General features: G+C 66.7%; 22 protein-coding genes. 9 read left to right on the forward strand and 13 right to left on the reverse strand.

Going from position 1 to position 24,458, the window contains the following annotated elements:
* Nucleotides 1-47: 47 nt before the first annotated feature.
* A complete protein-coding gene (locus tag P2Q66_RS13335; RefSeq protein WP_275728783.1) occupies nt 48-1,928 on the reverse strand; it encodes a pectinesterase family protein in 1,881 nt (626 codons plus the stop codon).
* Nucleotides 1,928-3,271, reverse strand: a complete 1,344-nt coding sequence (locus P2Q66_RS13340) for a pectate lyase (protein WP_275728785.1) — start codon at nt 3,269-3,271, stop codon at nt 1,928-1,930. The genes P2Q66_RS13335 and P2Q66_RS13340 overlap by 1 nt, the downstream gene beginning before the upstream one ends.
* A gap of 238 nt (nt 3,272-3,509) precedes the next feature.
* On the opposite strand from P2Q66_RS13340, the gene P2Q66_RS13345 reads away from it, so the two are divergent.
* A complete protein-coding gene (locus P2Q66_RS13345) occupies nt 3,510-4,241 on the forward strand; it encodes a GPP34 family phosphoprotein (protein ID WP_275728788.1) in 732 nt (243 codons plus the stop codon).
* Between the two features lie 81 nt (nt 4,242-4,322).
* On the opposite strand, the gene P2Q66_RS13350 is transcribed toward P2Q66_RS13345, so the two are convergent.
* Together P2Q66_RS13350 and P2Q66_RS13355 are read right to left on the reverse strand one after the other, a co-directional pair.
* Entirely contained in the window at nt 4,323-6,011 is a 1,689-nt protein-coding gene (locus P2Q66_RS13350) for a DUF5671 domain-containing protein (protein ID WP_275728790.1), read from the reverse strand.
* Nucleotides 6,008-6,472 carry a hypothetical protein gene (locus P2Q66_RS13355; RefSeq protein ID WP_275728791.1) on the reverse strand — a complete coding sequence of 155 codons (465 nt, stop codon included), beginning with the start codon at nt 6,470-6,472 and terminating at the stop codon, nt 6,008-6,010. Before P2Q66_RS13355 ends, P2Q66_RS13350 begins: the two co-directional genes overlap by 4 nt.
* 278 nt (nt 6,473-6,750) lie before the next feature.
* Here P2Q66_RS13355 and P2Q66_RS13360 point away from each other — a divergent pair, with 278 nt between their 5' ends.
* The 3 genes from P2Q66_RS13360 (at nt 6,751) to P2Q66_RS13370 (ending at nt 10,392) form a co-directional block, all read left to right on the forward strand.
* On the forward strand, nt 6,751-8,160 hold the full coding sequence (locus P2Q66_RS13360; RefSeq protein ID WP_275728794.1) for an MFS transporter: 1,410 nt from the start codon (nt 6,751-6,753) through the stop codon (nt 8,158-8,160).
* Nucleotides 8,161-8,214: 54 nt separating this feature from the next.
* Complete coding sequence (locus P2Q66_RS13365) at nt 8,215-9,468, forward strand: aminopeptidase P family protein (RefSeq protein ID WP_275728796.1); 1,254 nt, start codon at nt 8,215-8,217, stop codon at nt 9,466-9,468.
* 84 nt (nt 9,469-9,552) lie between these two features.
* A complete protein-coding gene (locus P2Q66_RS13370) occupies nt 9,553-10,392 on the forward strand; it encodes an IclR family transcriptional regulator (RefSeq protein WP_275728799.1) in 840 nt (279 codons plus the stop codon).
* Nucleotides 10,393-10,400: 8 nt separating this feature from the next.
* Here the strand turns inward: P2Q66_RS13370 and P2Q66_RS13375 are convergent, their stop codons facing one another.
* Nucleotides 10,401-11,969, reverse strand: coding sequence for a PucR family transcriptional regulator (locus P2Q66_RS13375; RefSeq protein ID WP_275728801.1), 1,569 nt, complete (start codon nt 11,967-11,969; stop codon nt 10,401-10,403).
* Between the two features lie 106 nt (nt 11,970-12,075).
* On the opposite strand from P2Q66_RS13375, the gene P2Q66_RS13380 reads away from it, so the two are divergent.
* From P2Q66_RS13380 to P2Q66_RS13390, 3 genes are all read left to right on the forward strand, one after another.
* Nucleotides 12,076-13,614 carry a cytosine permease gene (locus tag P2Q66_RS13380; protein WP_275728803.1) on the forward strand — a complete coding sequence of 513 codons (1,539 nt, stop codon included), beginning with the start codon at nt 12,076-12,078 and terminating at the stop codon, nt 13,612-13,614.
* Nucleotides 13,615-13,667: 53 nt separating this feature from the next.
* On the forward strand, nt 13,668-14,615 hold the full coding sequence (locus P2Q66_RS13385; RefSeq protein ID WP_275728806.1) for a polysaccharide deacetylase: 948 nt from the start codon (nt 13,668-13,670) through the stop codon (nt 14,613-14,615).
* Nucleotides 14,616-14,710: 95 nt separating this feature from the next.
* Complete coding sequence (locus P2Q66_RS13390; protein WP_079595094.1) at nt 14,711-14,950, forward strand: hypothetical protein; 240 nt, start codon at nt 14,711-14,713, stop codon at nt 14,948-14,950.
* Between the two features lie 208 nt (nt 14,951-15,158).
* Here the strand turns inward: P2Q66_RS13390 and P2Q66_RS13395 are convergent, their stop codons facing one another.
* The 6 genes from P2Q66_RS13395 to P2Q66_RS13420 form a co-directional block, all read right to left on the reverse strand.
* Nucleotides 15,159-15,569, reverse strand: a complete 411-nt coding sequence (locus tag P2Q66_RS13395) for an Hpt domain-containing protein (RefSeq protein ID WP_275728809.1) — start codon at nt 15,567-15,569, stop codon at nt 15,159-15,161.
* A gap of 243 nt (nt 15,570-15,812) precedes the next feature.
* Nucleotides 15,813-17,186 (reverse strand): DUF3100 domain-containing protein, encoded by a 1,374-nt coding sequence (locus tag P2Q66_RS13400; protein ID WP_275728811.1) that lies wholly within the window; start codon nt 17,184-17,186, stop codon nt 15,813-15,815.
* Nucleotides 17,183-18,409, reverse strand: a complete 1,227-nt coding sequence (locus P2Q66_RS13405; protein WP_275728813.1) for an amidohydrolase — start codon at nt 18,407-18,409, stop codon at nt 17,183-17,185. The genes P2Q66_RS13400 and P2Q66_RS13405 overlap by 4 nt, the downstream gene beginning before the upstream one ends.
* 32 nt (nt 18,410-18,441) lie before the next feature.
* Nucleotides 18,442-19,989 carry an aldehyde dehydrogenase family protein gene (locus P2Q66_RS13410; protein WP_275728816.1) on the reverse strand — a complete coding sequence of 516 codons (1,548 nt, stop codon included), beginning with the start codon at nt 19,987-19,989 and terminating at the stop codon, nt 18,442-18,444.
* A gap of 45 nt (nt 19,990-20,034) precedes the next feature.
* The gene (locus tag P2Q66_RS13415) at nt 20,035-20,961 is read right to left on the reverse strand and encodes an NAD(P)-dependent oxidoreductase (RefSeq protein WP_275728818.1); all 927 of its coding nucleotides are present in this window, start codon (nt 20,959-20,961) and stop codon (nt 20,035-20,037) included.
* Between the two features lie 32 nt (nt 20,962-20,993).
* Nucleotides 20,994-21,893, reverse strand: coding sequence for a MurR/RpiR family transcriptional regulator (locus tag P2Q66_RS13420; protein ID WP_275728821.1), 900 nt, complete (start codon nt 21,891-21,893; stop codon nt 20,994-20,996).
* Nucleotides 21,894-22,037: 144 nt separating this feature from the next.
* Here P2Q66_RS13420 and P2Q66_RS13425 point away from each other — a divergent pair, with 144 nt between their 5' ends.
* Entirely contained in the window at nt 22,038-22,691 is a 654-nt protein-coding gene (locus P2Q66_RS13425) for a GPP34 family phosphoprotein (RefSeq protein ID WP_275728824.1), read from the forward strand.
* Between the two features lie 95 nt (nt 22,692-22,786).
* Here P2Q66_RS13425 and P2Q66_RS13430 read toward each other — a convergent pair whose 3' ends face one another.
* A complete protein-coding gene (locus tag P2Q66_RS13430) occupies nt 22,787-23,209 on the reverse strand; it encodes a universal stress protein (protein ID WP_079595087.1) in 423 nt (140 codons plus the stop codon).
* Nucleotides 23,210-23,366: 157 nt separating this feature from the next.
* Between P2Q66_RS13430 and P2Q66_RS13435 the strand changes: the two genes are divergently transcribed.
* Nucleotides 23,367-23,738 (forward strand): VOC family protein, encoded by a 372-nt coding sequence (locus tag P2Q66_RS13435; protein WP_275728827.1) that lies wholly within the window; start codon nt 23,367-23,369, stop codon nt 23,736-23,738.
* Nucleotides 23,739-23,751: 13 nt separating this feature from the next.
* On the opposite strand, the gene P2Q66_RS13440 is transcribed toward P2Q66_RS13435, so the two are convergent.
* Nucleotides 23,752-24,264, reverse strand: coding sequence for a hypothetical protein (locus P2Q66_RS13440; RefSeq protein ID WP_275728829.1), 513 nt, complete (start codon nt 24,262-24,264; stop codon nt 23,752-23,754).
* Between the last annotated feature and the right edge of the window lie 194 nt (nt 24,265-24,458).

The raw sequence follows: 24,458 nt of genomic DNA on the forward strand, positions 1-24,458 counted from the left end.
GCGATTATTGGGCCGGGAGTGACCCCGCGTTGCATGTGCGGAGCGGGCTAAGCGGCCGCCGCCGAGGGCACTGCGCTGCTGTCCGCCGTTGTGCCCGCGAGCTGCGGTGCCCAGCCGTCCGTTCCCTGCAGATAGTTCCTGACGGTGTAGTTGCCCGCCTCAGCCCCGGGCAACTGCGGACGGTCGGGGGTCACCTGGGCGCCGGGGCCGCGGTTGTTGTACTCGTGGAACCGCGCCTCCCGCCAGGAGAAGCCGCTCATGTCCGTCCATGGTGTGCCGGAGATGTGGGCGCCGAGCCAGGAGTCCCTGAACAGGACCTGGGCAACAGCCTTCGGGTCGCCGCTCGGATGCCATGGCCTGCCCAGGTGGACAGTGTTGGCCGCGGCGTCCGAGACCAGCCGGCACTGGTCAAAGAGGTAGCCGTACCTGATGGACAGGTCCAGGCTGCCGGCGGTCACGTACCCGTTGTTCGTGCTGGAGGCGCGGTTGAGGGACTTGATCTCGCAGCCGCTGAAAACAGCCGTTCCGCGGCCGAAGATGAAGTCAACGTCCCCTTCCACATAGCAGCTATCGAAGTAGAACCGGGCCTGGACGCCCGCCGCCGGGGAATTGACCAGCAAGGTGTCCTGGTTGCCCAGCATCCTGACGTTGGACAGCACCGAGCGGTCCGCCGTGATGTGCAGCGCGACGGCCTGGCGGTCCTTCATGCCCGGGTTGGCTGCTTCGTCGAAATCGTTGCTGAACGTCAGGTTCCGCGCCACGAAGTCCGGCCCGTCAACCCGCACAGAGGCGCTGCCGGAGGTGCCGAAGTTCCCGCTGCCGTCCGGCTTGGGCGTTCCGGACGCGTTGTTGTAAACCAGCACTACGTCCTCCGGCCGTCCGCCCTGCCCAATGAAGGAGATCCGCGGCTTGTCAGCCGGAACCCGCACCGCCTCCCGGTAAACGCCCGGCTGGATCCTGATGATTGTCCGCTGAACGCTGCCAGGAGGGACGGAATCGACGGCGGACTGTACAGCCGTGAACGTCCTGCCCGGTCCGACGTCGAGCGTCACCGGCAAATCGATGGGCCGTTCGGCGGGCCAGTACATGCCCAGCAGGGGATCGGTGCCCGCGTCGATATTCAGGAAGTAGCCCGGCGGGACGATCTCCTTGGACTGCAGCTCGCGGGCCACGAGACGGGCCACCGCCAACGCGCCCGCGGCCTGGAAGTGGGTATTGTCCTCTGAACCCTGGGGATACTGCGGGTGCTCGCCGGGGGCCAGGTGCAGGAAGTGCTGCTTGGTTCCTTCCGGGCCCAGCTGCTGCCACAGTGTCTTCGACGACGCCGTCAGGTCCACCAGGGGAGTGCCGGACGCCGCGGCGAGTTCGCGCACTGCCTGCGGATACGCGCCGTGGGAATCCTGGGCGTTCCCGAAGGAATCGAAGCGGCGCCGTTCCACGGAGGTCACCAGGACGGGCTTGCCTCCACGGGCTTTGGCGCCGTCAATGTACCGGCCCAGGTATTCCTTGAACGTGGAGTCGGGCAGCGTTCCCCGGTTGGGGTCCGTGACCTTCTCGTCGTTGTGGCCGAAGGAGATCAGCAGGTAGTCGCCCGGCTGCATCAGGGCCAGTACCCGGTCCAGCAGCCCGGCGTCGGCATAGCTCTTGGAGGAGGCGCCGGACCAGGCGTAGTCAAAGACGGTGGCCTGCGGCCCCAGCAGGAGCGGCAGTGCCTGTCCCCAGCCGGCGCGGGGCCGTTCGGACTGCTGGTAGGCCGACGACGTCGAGTCCCCGACGACAAAAATGACCGGTTTGGTGCGGGGTTTCGTGGGGTCCGGGTCTGCCTGGGGGAAGGCGCTGGCTATGCCCGTTCCGGAGAGTGCCATGGTGCCTGCGGTGAGTGCGAGGGTGGCCAGGACGCTGCGGCGGCTCGGCAGGATGGCGGCCATCAGAGGTCCCCTCCGGCGGTGAAGATGGGGCCGGTGGAGTTCTGGAGCAGTGCCGGCACCGCCTGGGCCGGGTGGACCTGGGTGCGAAGCGTGGGCGTCCAGGACGTGTCCGCTGCCAGCTGGTCAGCAGGTGCGGCAACGGCGTTGTACTCGGCACGCAGGTCGGTGATCTTGCCGTTGACGGCGTTCCCGATGGTGGTGATCGCGGTTCCCTTGAAGCGGGTGATGACCTTTGCGGGGTCGATTCCGTCCGGCAGCGTAAAGGCATTCGCCTCGGCGTAGAGGTGGGAATCGAACCCGGCGCCCAGCGTGTAGCCGTAGGGGATGGTGCTGTCTTCATTCACCGTGAAGTGGTTGTTGTACACGTCCACCTGGCCGAACCGGACGCGAGGGGCGCGCTGACCGATGTTCTCGAAGACATTGTGGTGGATGGTGACGCGCAGCTTGCCGGGGTCCCCCCGGTTGGTGTTGTCAGTGGAGCCGATCAGGAGCAGCTTGTCATGGTCGGAGAACCGGTTGAAGGACATGGTCACCAGGTCCGAGCCGTTGGTGACGTCCACGGCGCCGTCGTGCACCTGATAGGGGCGGCCGAAGTACTCCGGCTGGGAGCTGTCCAGGTTGGGGGCGTCCGTGAATTCGGAGTGGTCAATCCAGACGTGGGTGGCTTTGTTGATGACCTGCAGCAGATCGTACTCGCTGTTCCAGTTGCCCTCGGCGCCGTCGGTGGGGTCCCACGCGGGGAAACAGTCGGCGGCGTCCCGCACCGTGAGGTTGCGGACGATCACGTTGGTGGCACCGTTGACGCGGAGGGCGGCGCCGCTGATGCTGCTCTCCGGCGTGGCACCCACGATGGTGGTGTTGCTGGGGATGTCCCACCGGATGGTCTTCGCCTGGTTTGCTGCGGCGAGGCGCCGCGCGCTTTCCTGCGGGCCCGCCGGTTCCTGGCTGCGGCCGTAGGTTGCGGGGTCGAAGTCCTGAAGGTACTGCTCAAGGCTGTAGCCGGTTCCTTCGGCGTAGTTTTCACAGGTCAGCGCTGAACCGTCCGGTGCCGTGTTGGCATCAATGGTTCCGTGGACCCGGACAATCTTGGGCTGGGTGCCCGCTTCAGCGAAGGCGGCCAGCAGCTCGGCTTTGGTGGAGACGTCGTAAACGTGGGCATCGTCTGCCGCTGAGCCGCCCGTGGTTCCTGTTCCCTCGGACGCCCAGCCGTTCCCTTCGGCAAGAACCTGGCGCTCCAGCGGGGTCTGGGCGGTCTGGGCGGTGGGATCGGATACCGGGCTCGGAGCCGCTCCAGCGGGAGCCGATATGGCCAATGCTCCTGCCACGGCAATGGCTGCGGACATGGATAAGCGGGTACTGCGTTTTCGCATGTTCTCTCTTCCGTCATTGGAATGAACTGCGCCCGGCTCGGAGTCCACTATGACGCCGGCATTGTGAGCGCTGACAAGGACACTACCCAGAAAGCGGTTTCTCAGCAATAGCTGGATCAGAGGCAGGTGCTGTTTTGGCACGTCAGCTGTGCCTTCCGGCCTTCTTCGGGAGCATATTGTGGTGGCTGTCGGACGGGCGCACCATGGTGGTATGAACGCGGAAACAGCTGCACCTGTGGACTTGAGCCTTCCCGAAGCCTTCCTCCTCTTGGCGACAAATGACAACGACGGCAAACCCGAAATTCCCGTCTTCGCACTCAGGACCACCCTGGCCGGGGCGATACTGGGGGAGCTGGAAATGCAGGGGGCGATCGAGCTGCAGGGAAAGCATGTAAGGGCTACCGGCGCCACCCCCAAAACCGAGCTCCGGCGTGAGCTGGAGGCTATCCGGCACAAATCACGCCTCCACACACCTAAACGGTGGGTTTCGATGATGGAGAGCCGTGGGGAAGTGCAGCGCGTTTATGAGGGCATGGCGTCCCGGGGCATTGTGGAACATGCGGGCGAAAAGCACCTCGGCTTCTTCCGGACAGTGCGGTTCCCGGAGAAGGACCACGCTCCGGAGGCGGCGCTCATGAAAAAGCTCCGGGCCGCCCTCGCTGTTGTACCGGCCGGGCAGCAGGTGCCTGAATCCACGCCGGCCCCTGCAGCGACCACCGATGGGAAAACGACGGACGCCGCGCAACCAGCTGCCAAGGCACCCGATGCCAGGACGCTGGCCCTGATCGCTTTGCTTCAGGCTGCCGGGCTGTTCCACAAGCTTTTCCCGTCAGCTGACAGGGTGTGGGCGGACGAGCTCGCGAAGGACTATTGGCCGGCCCGTGCGGTGGAGGACGAACTTCGGATGATCAGGTTGGCGGAGGAAGAGGCCCCGGCCTTGTGACTCGGGCCCGCATCGAGGCCGGTCCGGCGTATGCCAACGGCTGCCGGGTTGCAGTTGTTCGGGTGGTCTTGGAGCAGCCCGTCAGCGCCCTCTGGTGTCCACCGGAATCACATCCACCCGGGCGCCGGGACCGAGCACCACCAGGACGTGACGCGCCGTAATGCCGTCCAGGGCCTTCACTACCTGCCCCATGCTCCCGTTGGACGCAGGGGAGGTGACCGGTTCCGCCGGGGAGGCGGCGTCGTCGTCCGTTCTGAGCCAGACGGTGACCTTTGCACCCCCGGTGGCCCCGGCAATGTCCTGTGCGAGCCCCTCCGCGCCGGGCCGGGCCACGAGCGTGACATAGTCGATGGTCCGTGTCCGTGGGGGCGCGGCCGCCTCGAGAACAGCGCGGTCGCGCCGCCACAGGGCGAAGTGGTAGCCGGCCACCATCCCCGCGGCCACTAGGAGACCGAGCGGTCCGCGGATGCGGTCGATGGCGCTGCCGCCCGATACTTCGCCCAGGAGGAATTCCAAGATCCGGTACCCGATCACCAGCAGGGCAATCAGGGCCACCACGGCACTGACGCCGAAGAACGCGATGAGGTAGATGCGCCTTCCGTGCGTGATCGCATCGGCGCTGTTTGGCTGCTTCGCCGGTTTCCATGCAAGCCACCAGACCGGGCCGCCCACCACCAGGGAACTGATGCCACCCAAGAGCAGGGTCCGCTCCGTGCCTCCGGCCAGGGGCAATACTGCGCCGGCCAGCAACGAACTGACAATCACGCCAATGCCTGAGGCCGCCGCCGCCAGGGCCACCGCGGACGTCACCAGGAGGCTTCCCCGCCGGGTTTCACCGGACCTGTCCACCGACACGGCCCGGTGGTAGCGCCACACCACTGCCCCGATCACAGCAGCGGCCAGCGCCGGGGCCAGGGGTTCGAGGAGCTTGCCCATCGGGTCTGCCCGGTCGAAGGCCAGCCTGAGGAGGACAAACAGCACCACTGCGCCGCCAGCGAGCGCGGTGATGCCGGCCGCGAAGATTCCGACGGCGATCATGCTCACGTCAACGAGGGCCGTCCGGAGCCTGCGTCCGCCCTCGTGGAACCAGTGCCACCACCACACCGAGCCTCCGCCGGCCGCCCACACCACTGACCGGAGCACGGAATACCACCATGGTTCCGCCCCGGTGATGGCAAAGCTGGCGCCCCGGATGGCGGTGTCGAGCAACCCGCCCAGCGCGGAAATCGCTGCAATCGCGCCGACGACCAGGCCATAAACGGTTCCGATGGTGGTCCGAATATCCTCCAGGTGGGCGGCCCCTTTGTCCGGATGCCTCCACATCCAGCGGTGCCACACCCAGACGGTGGCCCAGACCAGGCCGTTGGACAACAGGGACGCCCACTGGCCGCGCGGACCGCCGATGAGGGACGCCCCCAGTTGCAGCAGCGACGTGGTGGCGACGATCAGCGAGATGGTGTACATGCCGGCCAGGTACAAGCCCCAGCCGGCTGCGGCGCGCTCCGCCTCGTCGATCCTGCGCCACAGGAACCACCACAGGAGCAGGGCGAGCGGCCCGCCGATCAGGGTGAAGGCAAGTCCCCCGGCGAGGCCGGGAACATCCCGGGCTGCAAGCACTGCCCCGGACGCGAAAAGGCGCTCCAGCAACCCGCTGAAGCCGGAAGCCGCGATCATCACCAGGGCGAACAGCAGGGCGTACTGGATGAGGCGGCGCAGGGTGGTCTGGGCCCGGGTCAGGCCCGTCGACGCCGACACTAGCTGGGAACTCATGGCCTTGCCGGGACGCCAGCGCAGGTAAGAAGGGGGAACGGGGCCGCGTCCACCTTCCACCTGCCGTCGACCTTCACGAGTGAAAAGGCGTCCTCCGACTGATACTCGGCTGGGCCGAAGGGGCCGCCGTCAGAAGACTGCACGATGGACACGGTCACGGTGGCCGATTCCGCCCGTTCCCTGGTGGAGACCAGGACCACCCGGTCCGGTGGAGGCATGCCGTCGAATTTGCCCACGCACTGCGTCTGGGCCGCTGCTGTCAGGTATGAGCCCGCGGTTACGGTATCGCCGTCGATCACCGCAGCGCTGTACCGCTGCACTACCCCGGCAGGACTGGCCTCGTCCAGCGGTTCCGGTTCACCCCTCATGAACACGACGGCCAGCGCGACCGCCACCAGCACGCCGACAGTGCCAAGCAGAACGATGAGGATCCTGTCAGGTTTTCTCGCTGCACCGTTCATGCGGTCAGTATGAGCCTCCGGCTCCACAATTACTGTCGCCTTTCAGCCGCGATTTGGTCACTTTTCAGCTTCCGCCAACCATAGTGACGACGATGTTGCTGTTGCTGCAACACAAACCCGCACCGCTACATCTCCGAGAGTTCATGGCAGAACCGGCCTGCCGAGCGGTAGAAGGGAAAACAAATCCACCAAACCCTCTTGACTGTGGGGTGGATCACGGCCTACCTTGAAGCAACAGTGTTGCAGCAAATGCAACTCCAACTTTCATTGGTGGACACATGAGCAACGAATCGAACGCACCCGGGCCAGGAGTCATTGCCGATGACGCCAACGGCCCTGCTTCGGGTGCAACCGCCGTACATGCCTCAGGCTCCGGCGTGACTGATCCAACTGGTGCCGTCAGCGTCGACGGACCGAGCAAGGACGTCCGGCGCCGCGTGATCGCGGCCAGCTTTATCGGAAACTTCGTGGAGTGGTTTGACTACGCCGTCTACGGCTACCTGGCCGTCACCATCGCCACGGTCTTCTTCCCTGAATCAGATCCCCAGACCGGCCTTCTGCTGACCTTCGCCCTTTTCGCGATTTCGTTCCTGGTCCGGCCTCTGGGCGGGTTCGTCTGGGGCCACATCGGCGACAAGGTGGGCCGGCGGACAGCCCTCTCCCTTTCAATCCTGATCATGTCCGGAGCAACCTTCTGCATCGCCCTGATCCCGGGTTACGACACCATCGGTATCTGGGCGCCCATCCTGCTCCTGATGATCAGGGTGGTCCAGGGCTTCTCCGCGTCGGGTGAATACGCCGGAGCGTCGGCATTCCTGGTGGAATACGCCCCTGCCAACCGGCGGGGCCTGTATGCCGCCGTGGTTCCGGCCAGCACCGCGGCCGGCCTGCTCCTCGGCTCGCTGATGGCCGGCCTGCTGACAACACTCCTGTCTACTGACGCAATGCACAGCTGGGGCTGGCGCCTGCCGTTCCTGCTGGCGGCCCCGATGGGCCTCATTGGACGGTATATCCGGACCAAGCTGGAAGACACTCCCGTGTTCCGCGAACTTGCGGCCGAAGACCAGAAGGACAAGGCACCTGTCTCCAGCCTCTTCCGGAACCACTGGCGCCAGCTGCTCCAGGCCGTCGGGGCCGTCCTGCTCAACGCCGTCGGCTTCTACGTGATCCTCAGCTACATGCCCACGTATTTGTCCTCGGAGCTGGGCCTGGGCGAAACCGAATCATTCCTGGCCACCACCATCGCGCTGGTCACCTACATCGGCTTCATCTTCCTCACCGGCATGCTCTCGGACCGCTATGGCCGGAAGAAGGTGCTCATCAGCGCATCGGTGGCCTTCATCCTCCTGACCGTCCCGGCCTTTGCACTCCTGGGAACCGGGAACTTCCTGGTCATCGTCCTGGTCCAGATCCTGCTGGGCGCCATGCTCACCCTGAACGACGGCACCCTGCCGAGCTTCCTGGCGGAAATGTTCCCGACCCGGGTCCGCTACAGCGGCTTCGCCGTCAGCTTCAACCTGTCCAACGCCCTGTTCGGCGGCACCGCCCCGTTCATGGCGACGCTCCTCATCGCGGCCACAGCCAGCGACCTTGCGCCGGCCTGGTACCTCGTCGCTGCCGCCGTCGTCTCCCTGATCGCCGTGGCCCTCTCCAGGGAAACCTGCAAAGAGCCCCTGCGCCACGAATAGCTTCCTTCCACAACCAGCAACACCTTAAGAAACTCAGACAGAAAGGCATCACCCATGACCACCACCGCCGAGAACATCTCCTCCATCGCCGAACTCGAGCGCCTCAAGGTCCTCCACAACGGGTCCAAGGGCAAGCTCACGTTCTCCGACGCAGAGTTCGAGCGCCGCCTGGGCGGCCTCCGCCAAATCATGGCCGCCAAGAACCTGGACGCGGTCATCCTGACCAGCTACCACGGCATCAAGTACTACTCCGACTTCCTGTACACCACGTTCGGCCGCAACTACGCCCTTGTAGTCACCGCCAATGATTCGGTGACGGTCACCGCCAACATCGATGCCGGCATGCCGTGGCGCACGTCCTACGGCGAGAACATCGTGTACACCGACTGGCGCCGCGACAACTTCTACTTCGGCCTGCAGGAGGCCCTGCGCCAGCGCGGCGTCAAGGCCAGCCGCCTCGGCGTCGAGGACGACTTCCTGCCGGGCCTGACCCGCGAGAAGATCGCCGCAGCCTTCCCGGGCGCCGAACTCCTTGACGTCTCCCAGGACGCCATGCGCCAGCGCATGATCAAGTCCGCCGAGGAAATCGAGGTCATCAAGCACGGCGCCCGCATCGGCGACCTTGGCGGCGAGGCCATCCGTGCCGCGATCCGCGAGGGAATCACCGAGTACGAGGTGGCGCTTGCCGGCACCGAGGAGATGGTGCACGAGATCGCCAGGACCTTCCCGGACCGGGAAGTCCGTGACACCTGGGTGTGGTTCCAGTCCGGCATCAACACCGACGGCGCCCACAACTGGGCCACCACGCGCAAGCTCCAGCAGGGCGACATCCTTTCCCTGAACTGCTTCCCGATGACCTCCGGCTACTACACGGCCCTGGAACGCACCCTCTTCCTGGGCCAGCCGGACGAGCGCTCGCTGGAACTGTGGAACATCAACGTGGAGGTCCACAAGCGGGGCCTGGAACTCATCAAGCCCGGCGCCGTGTGCAAGGACATCGCCGCCGAACTTAACGAGATCTACGTCAGCCACGGTCTGCTCGCCAACCGCACCTTCGGCTACGGTCACTCCTTCGGCGTCCTCAGCCACTACTACGGTCGCGAAGCCGGACTCGAGCTCCGTGAGGACATCGACACCGTCCTCGAACCCGGCATGGTGGTCTCCATGGAGCCGATGATCACGGTTATGGACGGCCTGCCCGGCGCCGGCGGCTACCGCGAACACGACATCCTGGTCATCGGCGAGGACACGGTGGAGAACATCACCAAGTTCCCGTTCGGTCCGGAACACAACATCATCGGCGCGTAGGCGCCACAACCCGAAGCGGCGCCGCGGTCCACGTGGCGCCGCTTTCGGCGTCTCCGCCGAAGATAAGGAAAGATGATGGCTACCATGACCCCATCAGCAGCAAAGAACACGGACACCGAAGCCCCGGCGGCGAACGGCAACGGCACCAACGGAAGCACGGACACCAAAGGCGCCTCCGTCGTCGTCAACGCCATCGCCGTCCTGCGCACCTTCACCGCGGACGAGCCGCTGCTGGGCGTCACCGAGATCGCCAACCGCGTGGGCATGCACAAGAGCTCCGTCTCGCGGATCCTTGCCACCTTCGAGCAGGAAAACCTGGTGGAGCGGGACCCCGAGACCCGCCGGTTCCGCCTGGGCCTGGGGCTGATCGCCGTCGCCGGGCCCCTGCTGGCCGAGATGGAAGAACGGCGCGTGGCCTACCCGGTGCTCCGCCGGCTGACCGAGCAGACGGGGGAGACCAGCGCCCTCATGCTCTGGAACGGCGACGAAGCCATCTGCGTGGAGCAGATCGCCAGCCACCACCAGATCAAGCACACCACGCCGCTGGGCGCCCGCTACCGGGACGCGATGAGCGCCTCCGTCCAGGTCTTCCTGTCCACCCTGCCCGCCGAACGCGTCCGCGAACTGCTCCGCAGCGGAACCATCACCTACCCGGGAATGGACGACGCCGGCCTTGCCGCCTATGAGGCCCGGCTGCAGGAGGTCGCGGGCCGGGGATGGGCCGAGAACTACGGCGAGTCCTCCATGGACGAAGTGGGGGTTGCCGCCCCCGTCCACGACCACCGCGGCGACGTGGTGGCCGTGGTGCTGGTCCCCGCGCCGCGCTTCCGCGTCTCACGCGAGCGGCTGGAGAGCCTGGGCGAGGCCTGCGTTGCTGCCGCGGCGCAGGTGACCACCCGCCTGGGCGGACGCGCCGCCGGGTAACGCTGCACCTAGGGCAGCACGGCCATCCGCGCCGCCAGGTGCAGGGCCGCCAGCCGGCCGGTGCCCCGCGGATCGCCCCCGCACAGCTCGAAGATCCGCTGCAGCCGGTGGTGCATCGACTGCCGCTCCAGGTGCAGCTCCCGCGCCGACTGCGCTGTGTTGCACCCGGAATCCAGCCACACCTGCAGGGTCTCCAGCAGCTGGGACTGGCGCTGCGCATCGTGGTCCAGCAGCGCCTTCAGGTGCCGGCTGACAAACGCCGCCCGCGCCGAAGCCTCGATGCCTGTCAGGGCAAGGCTCTCGACGGCGGTGTCTTCCGCATCAATCACCACCAGGCCGCGGGACGGGTGCTGCCTGCGCGGGGATGCGTTCCGGCGGCGGATCTGCCGCACATCCAGGGCCCGGCGCGCTTCGGCCAGTGACCAGGCGGCTTCGGCCACCCCGGCTGTCGGCGGCCCCACTGCTATTGCTGCATCGTGGTCGCCGTCCACCCCTTCCAGGGACGCCAGGAGCTTCCGCCGCCCGCCGGCGGGATCGGCAGGAGGCAGCGCGATCATCACCACCAGCTCGGCATCATCCAGGTAGGCGGCGCTGGGGATCCGGCTGGAGCTCAGGAATGACTCGATCACGCGGCGGAGCCTTTGGGGCGATGCGGCATGGATGGCCGCCACCACCGCCGGGGTACCCGCCGGAAATCCGGCACCCGGAGCCAGCTGCTCCAGGCGCCACGCCGGCGCGGCGGTCAGGACCGCCCGCATGAGTTCCGCCCCGGCCTGCGCATGCAGCCCCGGCGGCATGTGCTGCAGGAGCGCCAGGCCCAGGATGTCCACCGCACGGTCGCCGGCCACCCGCGCCAGGCCCGTGTCCACACCGTCCGGAACGTCCACCTCAAGCCGGCCCATCAGCACACCGCGGACGGGAATGTCCACGGTGATCACTGTTCTCCCGGCCGCCTCTCCGCGGCCATCCTGCGCATCTTGGCCGCTGCCGCCGTCGTCCTTTTCCTGCCAGCCGGCCGGCACAGCGCTGCCCAGGGCAACGCCCCACGGCGAGACGAGCTTCACCGCCGAGCTGATGATGCCGGCCAGCACGCCAAGGATCTGGTCCAGCGACGCACCGTGCGCCAACTCAGCGGCCATGGCCCGGGTGGCGGCGTCGGCCTGCTGCAGGTGCCCCACGGATTCGCTCACCAGGATCGAGTTGATGGCCTGCATAACGCCGACGAACGGCACCACCTTGCGCAGCTCCACGACGGCCAGGCCGTGCTCCTTCGCCGCCTCCAGCATGTCCGCAGGGATCTCCGGCAGCACGCCGCCGGTCTCCACGGCGAGGGCAGCGATGCCGCGCTGCGCCAGTTCGCGGACGTACGAGGCCCGTTTCTCCGGCGTTGCCGATGCCAGGGTGATGCCGCCGCACAGCAGCAGCTCGCCGCCGCGCAGCAGGGGAGCGATGTCCAGCACCTCGCTGGAGTGGACCCAGCGCACCGGGTGCTCCGCCATGGCGCCGGGGGAGTGGACCACGGGATCGGCGGCAGCAAGGACGGGGTGGGCGAGAATATCGCCGAGGGAGACTGACATGACGTTCCGTATGGATTAGTAGTGATGTGTTAGACATATCGTATCTTGTTGCTTGTGATGGGTGCCACATAGCCTTGAAGTACTCATTCACCTCCTGGAGGCTCCCATGCAAGAAAAGCTTTCTTCAGCAGCGCAAAGGCGCGCTGCTGCCGCAGGAAACCAGAGCACGCAAAGCCACAGCACTGAAGACCACGAAGCCTGGCTCCAGCCCATTCCCGAGTCGGCGCGGACCCGTAAAGTATCCGGCCAGTTCTGGATCTGGGCGGGTGCCAACCTGGCACCCATCAACTGGGTGCTGGGGGCTCTCGGCATCCACCTCGGGCTTGGCTTCGCCGACACGGTCACCGTCCTGGTCCTGGGCAACCTGATCGGCATGCTCCTCTTCGGCTGCTTTGTCCTCCTCGGCCAGAAGACCGGCGCCACCGGCATGGTCCTGGCCCGCGCGGCATTCGGCCGGCAGGGCAACTACCTGCCGGCCGCCATCCAGGCACTGTTGGTTATCGGCTGGTGCGCGGTCAACACCTGGATCATCCTGGACCTGGTGATGGCGCTCTTCGGAACCCTTGGCTGGGTGGACCCGGAAGCCCAGAACTACGCCTGGAAGATCGGCGTCGCCACCGCCATTATGGCCGCCCAGGTGGCCATCGCCTGGTTCGGCTACAAGGCCATCGCCGCCTTTGAAAAGTGGACGGTTCCGCCCACCATCATCATTCTGGCTGTTATGTCCGCGGTGGCCTGGTTCGGCATGGAGATCGACTGGGGCTACGCCGGTCCGGCCGGTCAGGTCCTGGAAGGCTCCGAGCGCATCGCCGCGATGAGTGCCGTGATGACCGCCATCGGCATCGGCTGGGGCATCACCTGGTTCACCTACGCCGCCGACTACTCCCGCTTCGTCAGCACCGAAGTCCCCAAGCGCAAGGTCTACCTGGCGTCCGTCCTGGGCCAGTTCATCCCGGTGGTCTGGCTCGGAGTGCTGGGCGCCAGCCTGGCCACGAACAGCGGTGAGGTGGACCCCGGCAAACTCATCGTGCAGAACTTCGGCGTCCTGGCACTGCCGGTGCTGCTGATGGTGCTCCACGGCCCCATCGCCACCAACATCCTGAACATCTACACCTTCTCGGTGGCTACCCAGGCCCTGGACATCTCCATCAGCCGCCGTAAACTGAACCTTTTCGTCGGCGTCTTCTCCCTCATCGCCGTCGTCTTCTTCATCTTCCAGGAGGACTTCGCCGCGGTCCTCGATGCCTGGCTGATCGGCCTGGTGGCCTGGGTGGCCGCCTGGGGCGGCGTCATGCTGGTGCACTACTTCTGGCTGGACAAGCGCTGGCCGGGGGATCCCGAGCGGCTGTTCGACGGCGTCGGCACGGGCAGGCTGCCCAGCATCAACTGGGCGGGTGTCACCTCCCTCCTGGCCGGCATCTTCGCCACGTGGCTGTTCATGTACGGCCTCATCCCCGTCATGCAGGGCCCCATCGCCGTGGCCCTGGGCGGCTGGGACCTGTCCTGGCTGGCAGGCGGCCTGACCAGCGCCGGCGTCTACGCCGTCCTCGGACCGCGGGCCCACGTCCGGTACATCGGCCTTAAGAACAAGGAAGCTTCCCAGCCCCAGAGCGCCGCCAGCGCCCCCGTCATCCCGGTCCTCTGACCTTTCCCCCACCTATCCGGGCGGGCGCCCAGCGCCCGCCGAAAGGATCCATCGTGAACCAGCCCGCCATCGCGGACCTCCTGCACCCGATCACCTGGCCCGAGGGCTTCAAAGCCGCAGCGTCCTTCACCTTCGACGTGGATGCCGAGTCCTGCACCATCGCCCACGATCCCGCCAGCACCCGCCGGATGTCGCTGATGACCCACCAGTCCTACGGGCCTAAGGTCGCAGTGCCGCGGCTCCTGAAGATCCTGGAGCGGCAGGACATCCACGCCACCTTCTTCATCCCCGGCTTCACCGCCGAGTCCTACCCTGACGTGGTGCGGCGGATCGTGGACGGCGGGCACGAGGTGGCGCACCACGGCTACCTGCACGAACCCATGCAGGGTATTGACGCCACCACCGAGGCCGCCTACCTGGACCGCGGCCTGGAGGCGCTGGCGAAAGTAGCGGGCGTCCGGCCCGTAGGCTACCGGGCGCCGTGGTGGGAACTGAACTGGCACTCACCGGGCCTGCTGGCCGACCGCGGGTTCCTCTACGATTCGAGCCTGCTCGACGGCGACGCCCCCTACCGCTTCGCCGTCGCCGCGGACGATCCCCGGGACATTGTGGAGATCCCCGTGGACTGGACCCTGGACGACTGGGAACAGTACGCCTTCTACCCCGGCGTGACCGGCAGCGGCGTCATCGAAAGCCCGGCCAAGGTACTGGAGATGTGGACCCTCGAGGCAGAGGCGCACCACTCCCAGGGCAGCTGCTTCGTCCTGACCAACCACCCGTTCATCTCCGGCCGGCCCTCCAAAGCCGTGGCCCTGGAGCAGCTGATCGAGCGCGTGAAGGCCATGGACGGTATGTGGGTGACCACCATGGAGAACATCGCCGAGCACACCAAGGCGACCGTCAACGAAATCCACACGCACGCCCGGATCGAGGTGCCCACCTTCCCGGGCGCCGGCGCCCGGTTCGAACCGGCCGGAGTGTGTGAAGCGCTGCTGACGTAAGGCGCGGGAGGACGGACGACGGCAGGAGGTTCCCGCCGTCGTCCTTTCCCATATGCGGTTCTTGACGGCTCGAAAAACCATGGTGACGATGGGGTATGACTGAGTCGACAGATACCCCGGATGCCCCTTTTGACGACGACAGTGCGGAGGACGTCTCCCACACCGAGACGCCCGAAAGCATCGCAGAGGAAGTTAAGGACGAGATCCGCCTGGGCCATGTCCAGGACGACGTAAGCCACGTCCTCGAGGAACGTTTCGAGGAGGAAGGCATCGACATGCGTCCCGAAGAGGTGGACGAACTCGCCGAAGAGATCGAGCGGGACGCCTCCACCTGAAGCTTCCAGGAGCTGACCACGGCGGTAGCTGACCCCGGATAACATTTAAGCGGTGCGGGGTGCGGGCTCGAAACGGCAGGGAACAACCTGGATTAGTGCGCTGGCCGTGTTGGGCGCATGGCTCCCCGGAGTAATACCAATGATCCAGGTGGCCCGCTCCCCAGCCCTTGACCGCTATGGCGGATGAGAGCCCCTGCGGGGGAAGAAGTCAGTTCCTGCCGGGCCGTTCCTGGAGGTGGGCCTGCAGGAGGTTGGTTGTCCGCTGCGCGCACTGCTTGATGCCGCGAAGATGGTCCGCCGCCAGCCGGGGCAGGGCGATGGCGGGGTCGGAGTTGCGGGACTCCTCCCGGATGTTCAGTTCCAGGTCGAGGGCAAGGCTCGCGAGGCGTTCAGCGCCCACCATCTGGCTTGAGGTCTTGAGGCTGAGCACGGCATCGATGGAGCCGGGAAGGTCCCCGGTGGTGAGGGCGAGACGCAGCCGCTGGAGCCGATGGGGCAGGTGCGCGATGAAGTCCTGCACAAAGACCCGCCACACGCCCTCATCGTCATCAAGGTCTGCACGCAATCTTGCCAGGACTGTCTTGTCCAGGAGCGGCCGGACGTCGCCGTCGTCGGTCATGGCCCGCCGCCCGGGATGCCACCGTCATGCCCCATAGTGCCTCCGGCCCGTCAGACCTCCTGCGCGCACTGTGCCGCAGGACTTCTAACGGACGCTACGGGGAGCGGGGGGAGCGGGCATGCGTGGTGTGTACTCGTCTTTCAGCCACGCGACTCTTGGATGGCTGCCTTCCTTTAGTCCGGCATGCCCGCTGCCCTGGTGCTGACCCTCTACTGCCAGAGACCCCTTACTGCCAGAGACACGCTATTGCCAGAGACCCAGTGCGAACTCCGCGATCACGGTGGAGAGCAGGAAGGACGCCGTGATGGCCACCAGGCCCACGGGGATGATCTTCCAGCCGATGTTCTTCAGCAGCGGGATGTCCTTGCCCAGGGACAGGCCGGCGAGCGTCAGCATCACCGTGGCGATGGACAGGAAGTCCACGGTCTTGACCGCGACGTTGAGTGCTTCGGCCGCGAAGAACCAGGGGCTGGAGATGTACGCGCCGAGGGTGGTGACGAAGATGATGGCCGAGATCTTCCGGGTGGCCTTGGCCAGCGCGATGCTCACCAAAACCAGGGCCAGCATGATCGCGTACCCTGCCACAATGCTCAGGCTGAACCCCTTGGCCGCCACGGACGCCGTGCCGATGCCCAGGACGGTCAGCACGGACAGGGACAGCCACAGCGGCAGTTTCATGGCCGCCGAGGATTCCGCAACGCGCTCGCGGAACCGCCGGTTCTCCTCTGCCTGCGCTGCCTCGCGGTCCAGGTCCGCGACGGTGCGTTCGGCGGGGGCGCCTGCCGTTACGGCGGCTTCCTGGCGGGCTTCCTGCTTGCGGGTCAGTGCCTTGTAGAAACGGTCAGCCAGCGGCAGCGCGATGTAGATACCCACGTAGACGCCCAGCACGGTAGTGATCAGGTTGGACACGGCGGCCATGCCCAGGATGGCCTCCTGGTCCGCCGGGTAGGCGGCCACGATGCTGGCCGCGGAGGCCGCCATCATGGACCCGGACCCCACGCCGGCGCCCATGGCGAGGGCCAGCGGATCGAAGATCTTCCAGTTGGCAACGAGGGACGTCAGCAGCGTGATGAACACCGCGCCGAACAGCGTGCCGAAAACGTACATCGCCAGCACCCCGCGGTACTGGTCCGAATCCGGCCCGTACTTCTCGGACACCATGGCGAAGGACGGCTCACGGTCTAGGGAGAACGTGGCACCCACGGTCGCCTTGCCCATCCGCAGCAGCACGGCCAGCGGCAGGGCCAGCACGATGGTGCCCAGCAGGTGGCCCACTTCCTGGAGGAGCAGCGCCGGGCCTGCCTTGAGCAGCGTGGGCAGGCTGGGCCCGATGTTGAAGGCCAGCCGGGCCACCAGGAGCAGCACGGCGACGCCCACCAGGGCCGCGGCAACGCGCTGGAGGTCAAGGCCCAGGGGCTTGAATTTCTGGACCGAGACCAGCAGGCCCAGGATGAGGCCCCACACCATGGGGAAGATGATGATGGCGCCGATTCCGACGTCGATTTTCGCCTGCCCGATGAACTGGACCGCCAGCGCAATGACAAAGGCCAGGGCGGCAATCGGGACCGTCAGCCTGGTGCCGGCCTTGTCGATCCGGGCCGTTTTGGTAGTGCTCATGATGTGCCTTCCTGGGTGACAGTGCGACGGCGGTACGCGGCTTGGGTGAAGCGTTCCCGCTCGGTGGGGGTTGTGGCGGCGCCGGCGACGGTCCAGGCCAGCGCGGTGGCCGCCTGGAACATCACCCCGTATGCCTCAGGGGAATCCGCAAGCGCGGCGAACGCATGCGAGTGGATGGGTACGTTGGCGCCCGGAATGCTCAGCCAGGGGTGAAGGGACGGGATGACCTGGGAGATGTTGCCCATGTCGGTAGAGCCGCCACTCAGGCCGGAGGAGCGGGACGTGTCCTTGCCGAACGCGTTCATCGCGTCGGTCCAGTGTGCTGCGAGGATGTCGTCCTGCAGCAGCGGTTCGTAGAGGGGTTCTGCCTCCTCGATCACCAGGGTTGTGCCGGTGGCCAGCGCGGCGCCTTCGAAGCAGTTCCGGACGCGTTGATGCAGCGCCTCGTATTCCGGCAGCGTAAAGGCCCGGCACTCGAACTGGACCACGGCTTTTTCGGGGATGATGTTGGTGACGTGCCCGGCCTCGGCCACGAAGCAGGCGATCCGGTGGTCGGCGGGGATCTGCTGGCGGAGCAGGCCGATGGCCACCTGGCTCAGCACGGCGGCATCCGCGGCGTTGATGCCCTGGTGCGGGGCCGCCGCCGCGTGGGCGGCTTTGCCGGTGAACGTTGCCTGGTATCGGCCCACGGCCTGCGCGCTGGTGCCCGCCGGGTTGTAGGTGATTCCGTCCTGGACGGGGTGGACCATCAAAGCCAGCCCCACGCCGTCGAACGCCCCGCGCTCCAGCATCAGCGCCTTGCCGCCACCGTGCTCCTCGGCAGGGGTGCCGATGGCTTTCAGGGTGATGCCCAGCTCGTCCACGAAAGGCCGCAGGGCAAGGGCGGCGGCCACGGACGCGCCGGCGATCAGGTTATGCCCGCAGGCATGTCCGATCTCCGGCAGTGCGTCGTACTCCACACACAGCGCCACGGTAAGGTCCCCGGTCCCGGCGCCCGCACTGAACGCCGTGGGCAGGCCGGCGGTGCCGCGCTCCACCTCGAACCCGCCCTCCTCCAGCAGGACCGCGAGGGCCTCGGCCGAGCGGACCTCCTCGAAGGAGATCTCCTTGAGCGCGTGGATCTCCTTCGCCACCGCCTGGACGCGGGGTCTCCAGCGTTCGACGGCGTCCGCCAGGGCGGCGCGGAAGGCACCTGTTGCGGTGGTTGTGTCAGTCAGTTCCATGGACATCTCCCTTGATCTGGCGGGGCTTTCCTTTAGTAGGACAGGGACGGGAACGGCGAGCCGGCCGCGCGGGTGGGCACCCAGACGGCCTTGGTCTGCGTGTACTCGTCCAGGACGCCCGGGCCGGAGGAGCGCCCGTGGCCGGAGTCGCCGAAGCCGCCGAAGGGAACTGCCACGTGGATCGTTTTATAGGAGTTGATCCAGAACGTGCCGGCCTTCACCTCCCGGGCGATGTGGTGGGCGCGGGATACATCGGAGGTCCACACCGCGCCGGCCAGGCCAAAGTTGGTGTTGTTGGCGCGGGCGATGGCCTCAGCCTCGGTATCGAACGCGTCGGCGCCCACTACCGGTCCGAAGACCTCCGTGGTTTCCAGGCGGTTGGCCGGTGTGACGCCGTCGAGCAGCGTGGGCATAACCCAGTGTCCGCCTGCGAGGCCTGACCCGGCCAGTGCCTCCGGAAGCGCGGCCCCGGTGAGCCGGCGGCCGCCGTCGTCCATGCCGGCCGCGATGAGGGTGTTGACGGTGGCGAACTGCTGGGCGGTGATGATGGGGCCCACCTCGGTGTCCGCGCTGAGTGGCTCTCCCACGCGCAGCCGTGCGGCTTTCGCGGCGACCATCTCCACGAACTGGGCGTGCACGCTGCGCTCCACCAGGAGCCGTGACCCGGCAACGCAGGACTGGCCCGCACCCGAGAAGATCGCCGAGATGGCGCCGTCCGCGGCGCGGTCCAGGTCGGCGTCGGCGAACACGATGTTGGCGCTCTTGCCGCCGAGCTCCAGCAGGGCGGGAATTCCGGCCTGGGCGGCGGCGACAGCAACGCGGCGCCCGGTGGGGACGGAGCCGATGAAGCTGACCTTGCCCACGCGCCGGTCCGTGGTGAGGGTGGCGCCGACGGTCTGGCCGAGCCCTGCGGCCACGTTGAAGACGCCCGCTGGGAGACCGGCTTCGTGGGCGATCTGGGCGAGCCGGACCGAGGAGGCCGGGGTGAATTCGCTGGGCTTGATGATCACGGCGTTGCCCGCGGCCAGGGGTGCGGCGGAGTTCCAGCCGGCCGTGAACAGGGGAGCGTTCCACGGGGTGATGGCTACGACGACGCCCCACGGCACGCGCTCCGTGTAGGTGTGCCAGTTGCCGGGAACTGGAATGGTCTGGCCGGTCAGTTTGTCCGCCCAGCCGGCGTAGTAGCCGAACATTTCGGCCACCTTGGCGGCTTCGGCCCGGGCGTCCCGGATGGGCTTGCCCGTGGTGGCGGACTCCAGGATGGCCAGCTCTTCCCCGTGCTGTTCCACGGCGCGGCTGACGTTGCGGAGGATGGCGGCCCGCTCGAAACCGTTCATCGCGCCCCAGACCGCCGCGCCCGCCGTCGAACTTTCCAGGATGGCCTCGGCGCCTTCGGGGCCTGCGTCCGCATAGGTGGCAAAGGCTTCGCCGGTGGCGGCTGCGGTGAGGGTGATGCCCTCGCCACTGCCGGGAAGGGTGCGGCCGTCGACGAACGCGCCCAGGCCGCCCGGGAATGCTGCGTCCAGGACTGCTTTGGCGGTTGCTGCCGAGGAGGAGGTCGGTGCTGTGGTGATGCTCAAGGTGGGATCCTTTGGTGCTGGGGATGAGGGGCCGGTGCCGGGGATTTAGGCGGAGGGCGTGGTGCCGGCAGGGGCGGCGGCGCCGGGTGCTCCCGCCGGGGTGACGGCCGGGGCAACCACGCGGGCGATTTCCGTGAAGTCCGCACGGGGCCCGAGGACTGCCAGGGCGTCCTGCCACTGATTGGCGACGGCGGCGAGCAGGGACGGCGTTTCGCCGATCTGTGCGGCAACATCCACTGCGAGGGCTGCATCGCGGGCCATCAGGCCCAGCGAGAAGCCGGAATCGTGGGTGCCGGTGAGCACCCAGTTGGGGTACATGTTTGCGGAGACCTTGCTGCCGCCGGAGGCTGCACTGATGCTTGCGGCTGCTTTGGCGGGGTCGATGCCGTAGGCCTTCGCAACGCCCAGGGCTTCGCCCACGGAGGCCAGGTTGGCCGCCGCGAGGACGTTATTAAGGAGCTTGACCACGTTGCCGCTGCCGGGGCCGCCGATGTGGCTGTACTTGCCGCCGGTGAGGGCGAGGAGGACGGGCTCGGCTGCTTTAAGGGCGGCGTCGGTGGCGCCGACGAAAGCGCTCAGTGACCCTGTTGCGGCGCCGTCGCGGCCGCCGGAGACCGGGGCGTCAACGAAGGCTGCTCCCTGGGCTTCGGCGAGTTCGGCCATCTGCTTGCTGGTGGCCGGCTCGGAGGTGGTGGTGTCGATGATGGCGACCGTCCCGGGTGCTGCCAGGAGCTGGGGGACTGTTGTTTCCACGATGCTGGCGGCGGGCAGGGAGAGCACGGCATAGGGGGTTCCGGCGACGTCCCCGAGGGTGGCGGTGGTGGTGATGCCGGCTGCTTCCGCTCCTGACCGTGCCGTATCCGAGGGGTCGAAGCCGGTGACGTCCCAGCCGGCCTTGTGCAGGGTGGCGGCCATGGCTCCGCCCATGGCGCCGAGGCCGATGACGGCGATCCGCCGGGTGTTCTGGTTCATGGGGGGTGCTCCTGAAGTGCTGGGTAGGGGTGTTAGTCGAGGTAGATGTCCAGGTCTTTCCACAGCTGCTGGGTGCGGCGGATGGCGGCGCGGCTGCGTTCCGGGTGCGCCGCCTCCATGCCCGCGAGCAGGCCGTAGACCAGGGAGTTGGCGGCGGTGACGGACTGGAAGAACGAGATGCCTTCCGAGGCCACCACCAGCAGGTGGTCGGCCACGGCTGCCAGGCGGCCGCGGCGCATGTCGCTGATGGCGATGACCGTGGCGCCGGCCTGCTTGGCGGCTTCGGCGGCCACGATGATCTGCCGGACGGAGCGCCACATGTTGATGACCACCAGCACGTCGCCTTCGCCGAGTGTGTTGGTGCTGGAGGCCAGGTGCACGCCGCCGCGGTTCTCCAGGGAGATGGGGTACCCCATCGTGGCGCCGAGGTGGGCCATCACGCTGGCGGGACCGGCGAATGAGCCAATCCCGACGACGGTGATGGACTTGGCGGCGGCCATTGCCGCAATGGCGGCCTCGGCGTCGTCGGCTGTGTTGGAGTCCAGCGTCAGGCGGAGGTTCTCGATGTCGTGGTTCAGGGCGTCGTGGAGGGGGCTGCGGTGTTCGCCGTGCTCGGTGAGCGTGTCCTCCGTGGAGATCATCACCAGGTACCGGGAGCGCAGTTCCCGCTGGAGGTCCGGCCAGCCGCGGTAGCCAAGGTGCTGGGCCGCGCGGACCACCGTGGAGCTGTTGACGTCGGCGCGCTGGGCAATCTCGGCGATGTCCGCATAGGAGGAAAGCTGGGGGTTGCGGGCGATGACCTCCACCACCCGGCTCTGGGCCTTGGTGAGCGGGACGTCCGGAAGCGCGTCGCCGAGCCAGGCCTGGGAACTGTTCCCGGCGCCCGTGGTTCCGGCGTCGGCGGCCTCCACTTCTGCGGCGTTCGTGTTCAAGGACCACCCGTTCTGTAACGCAGATCACTCTGCAAGGCTGATTGCATTAAATGTACTCTGCAATTTAGCTTGCTGCTAGTGCTGCGCGTTTCCGTCACGTAAATCGTCATTGTGGTGGGGGTCCGGCAGCGGGACCATGGACGTATGGACGCTCAATCTCCGAAGGCCCGGGAGCTGAACCTTCCGCAGGCATTCCTCCTTCTGGCAACAAATGACGCGGACGGCGAGCCCGATGTGCCGCAGCCCTTCCTCCAGGCCGGCGTGGCCGGTGCCATCCTGGCCGAGCTGGATCTGCTTGGTGCCATCGAACTGCAGGGCAGGCACGTCCGGGCAACCGGCGTTGCGGTCGAGTCGGATTTCCAGCAGCAGCTGGACCTGATCCGGCACAAGTCACGGCCGCACACGCCCAAGCGCTGGGTTTCCATGCTGGAAAGCCGTGCCGAGGTGCACCGGATCTATGAGGGCATGACGGCGCTGGGCATCGTGCAGCATGTAGGCGAGAAGCATCTGGCGCTGTTCAGGACCACTCGGTATCCGGAAAAGGACCATGCTCCGGAGGCGGCACTGCTCCAGAAGGTTTCGGCAGCAATGGCTGCCGGGTCGGTGGAACCTGCGGTGGTCGATCCACGGACCAACGCGCTGATCGCACTCCTGCACGCGGTGGGGCTGCTGGAGAGGCTGTTCCCGGAGGCCGATCGCGGCCGTGCCCGGGAATTGACGTACAGCCATTGGCCTTCCCATGCTGTGGTCGAGGAGCTCCGCTCGGTCAGGCTGGCGGAGGCGGAAGCCGCGACCTAAGTGCACCGGTGCCGCGAGGAACCCCGCGGCTGGCGCTTAAAACAAGCGAACGACGGCGGGAGGTCCCGTCGTCGTTCGCTTGCCTGGCTCAGCTGTCAGTCGTCGTACGTGTTGGCGATGTACACATCACACGGGGCGTTGTGCGCCACGCTGTTGGCGACGCTGCCCAGGAGCCGGCCGATGCCGCGCATCCTGCGGTTGCCCACAACGATCAGCCGGGCGTCCAGGCGGATGGCTTCCCTGATCAGGGAATCTGCCGGTTTGCCGCGGGCTGCCGAGTACGTAATTTTCGGCCCCTGTCCTGATTTGCCCAGTTCGTTCGCGACGATTTCGGCGCTGTCGGCGTTCGAAATCCGCACCGTGTCCGAGCCGCTGCCGAAGACTTCGGCGTTCTCGGTCTCGAACGCGGTCACTACGTGAAGCGAAGCTCCCAGGGATTCCGCCAGGTCCCGGGCAACTTCCGCGGCTTTCCTGGCCGACTGGCTGGCGTCCACTCCTACAACAACTACTCCGCTCATTCCTGGCTCCCTTGCTTTTGGTGTGGCTATGGTCCTTGGCCAGTTTAGAGAACCGGGCTCCGGTACCGGCCGGATTGCTGAAAGTTTCATCCGTGAGTCCTTGCCACGCGCCGTATCATCAAGAGGCATCAGCCCGTCCCGGAGAGTGGAGCACCACATGCAACTCGGCGCGTTCTCAGTCAGCCTGACCGTCAAGGACCTTGCGGCGTCGGCCGCGTTCTACGAGAAACTCGGCTTCAGCAGTTTCGGCGGTGACATGTCGCAGAACTGGCTCATCCTGAAGAACGGCGAGACCGTCATTGGCCTGTTCCAGGGAATGTTCGAGAAAAACATGCTCACGTTCAACCCGGGCTGGAACCAGAATGCCGAGCCGCTGGACTCCTTCACCGATGTGCGCGAGCTGCAGCGGGAGCTCAAGGAGCAGGGCGTGGAATTCGTGGCGGAAGCCGACCCAGGGACCGCGGGACCGGCGAGCTTCATCGTTGTGGACCCGGACGGCAACCCGGTCCTCGTCGATCAGCACCGGTAAACTCCCGGCACTGTCAGGGAGTCGGCTCCGCCTGGCGGCCCCACGTCATCCTCCGGACTGTCTCGCTCTGAAGGCCGCTGAGCGCGGCGAGTTCGAAGTCATCCATCACACCGAGCCGGCGGGCCGCGGCAAGCAGCTCAAGCCGCTTCTGCTCCAGGTCCGCCTTGGACGCCTCGAGCTCAGCCAGCTCTGACTTCAGCTCCATAATCATCGCGAGCCGCTGCTCGGCCGGCAGCCCCGATGGCAGGAGATCGCTGAAGGACAGGCCTATGGTCCGGACAGTCCACCGTGACAATCCTGTGGCTTCGGCCAGCCGGGTAACTTTCAGCCCGTCGCGGAGCGCCTGCGCAACCTGCTGGTTCAGCCGGGCGGACAGCGGACGCATGCTGCTCGCGTTGAACGCAAGACGCTGCCGGTTCGCCTTGAGCAGCTTCCTGATCTTTTCTGCCTGAAGCGCGGCGTTGTCGGGCTTTGGTATTCCCCGGTAGCGGTAGAAACCGCTGTCAAGGTGTGCTGCAAGGGCCAAGTTCGCTCCTCGGTTCGGTTCCGCGGGATGGGCCAGATTTGAGGTTAGGCGGTGGGATGCAGCGGCGGAAATACCAATTGTGCGTGGGCCCATAACGGGAAAGTGTGGGTCGGGCAGCCATAAGGGACGCTTATCCGTCCACGCACTTTAGGTCTTATCCATACCGCCCGGATTTCCCTAGGGTCGAAAGGAAA

The sequence above is a fragment of the Arthrobacter sp. Cr_A7 genome (assembly GCF_029222765.1).
In the GTDB taxonomy this organism is placed as follows: Bacteria; Actinomycetota; Actinomycetes; order Actinomycetales; family Micrococcaceae; genus Arthrobacter.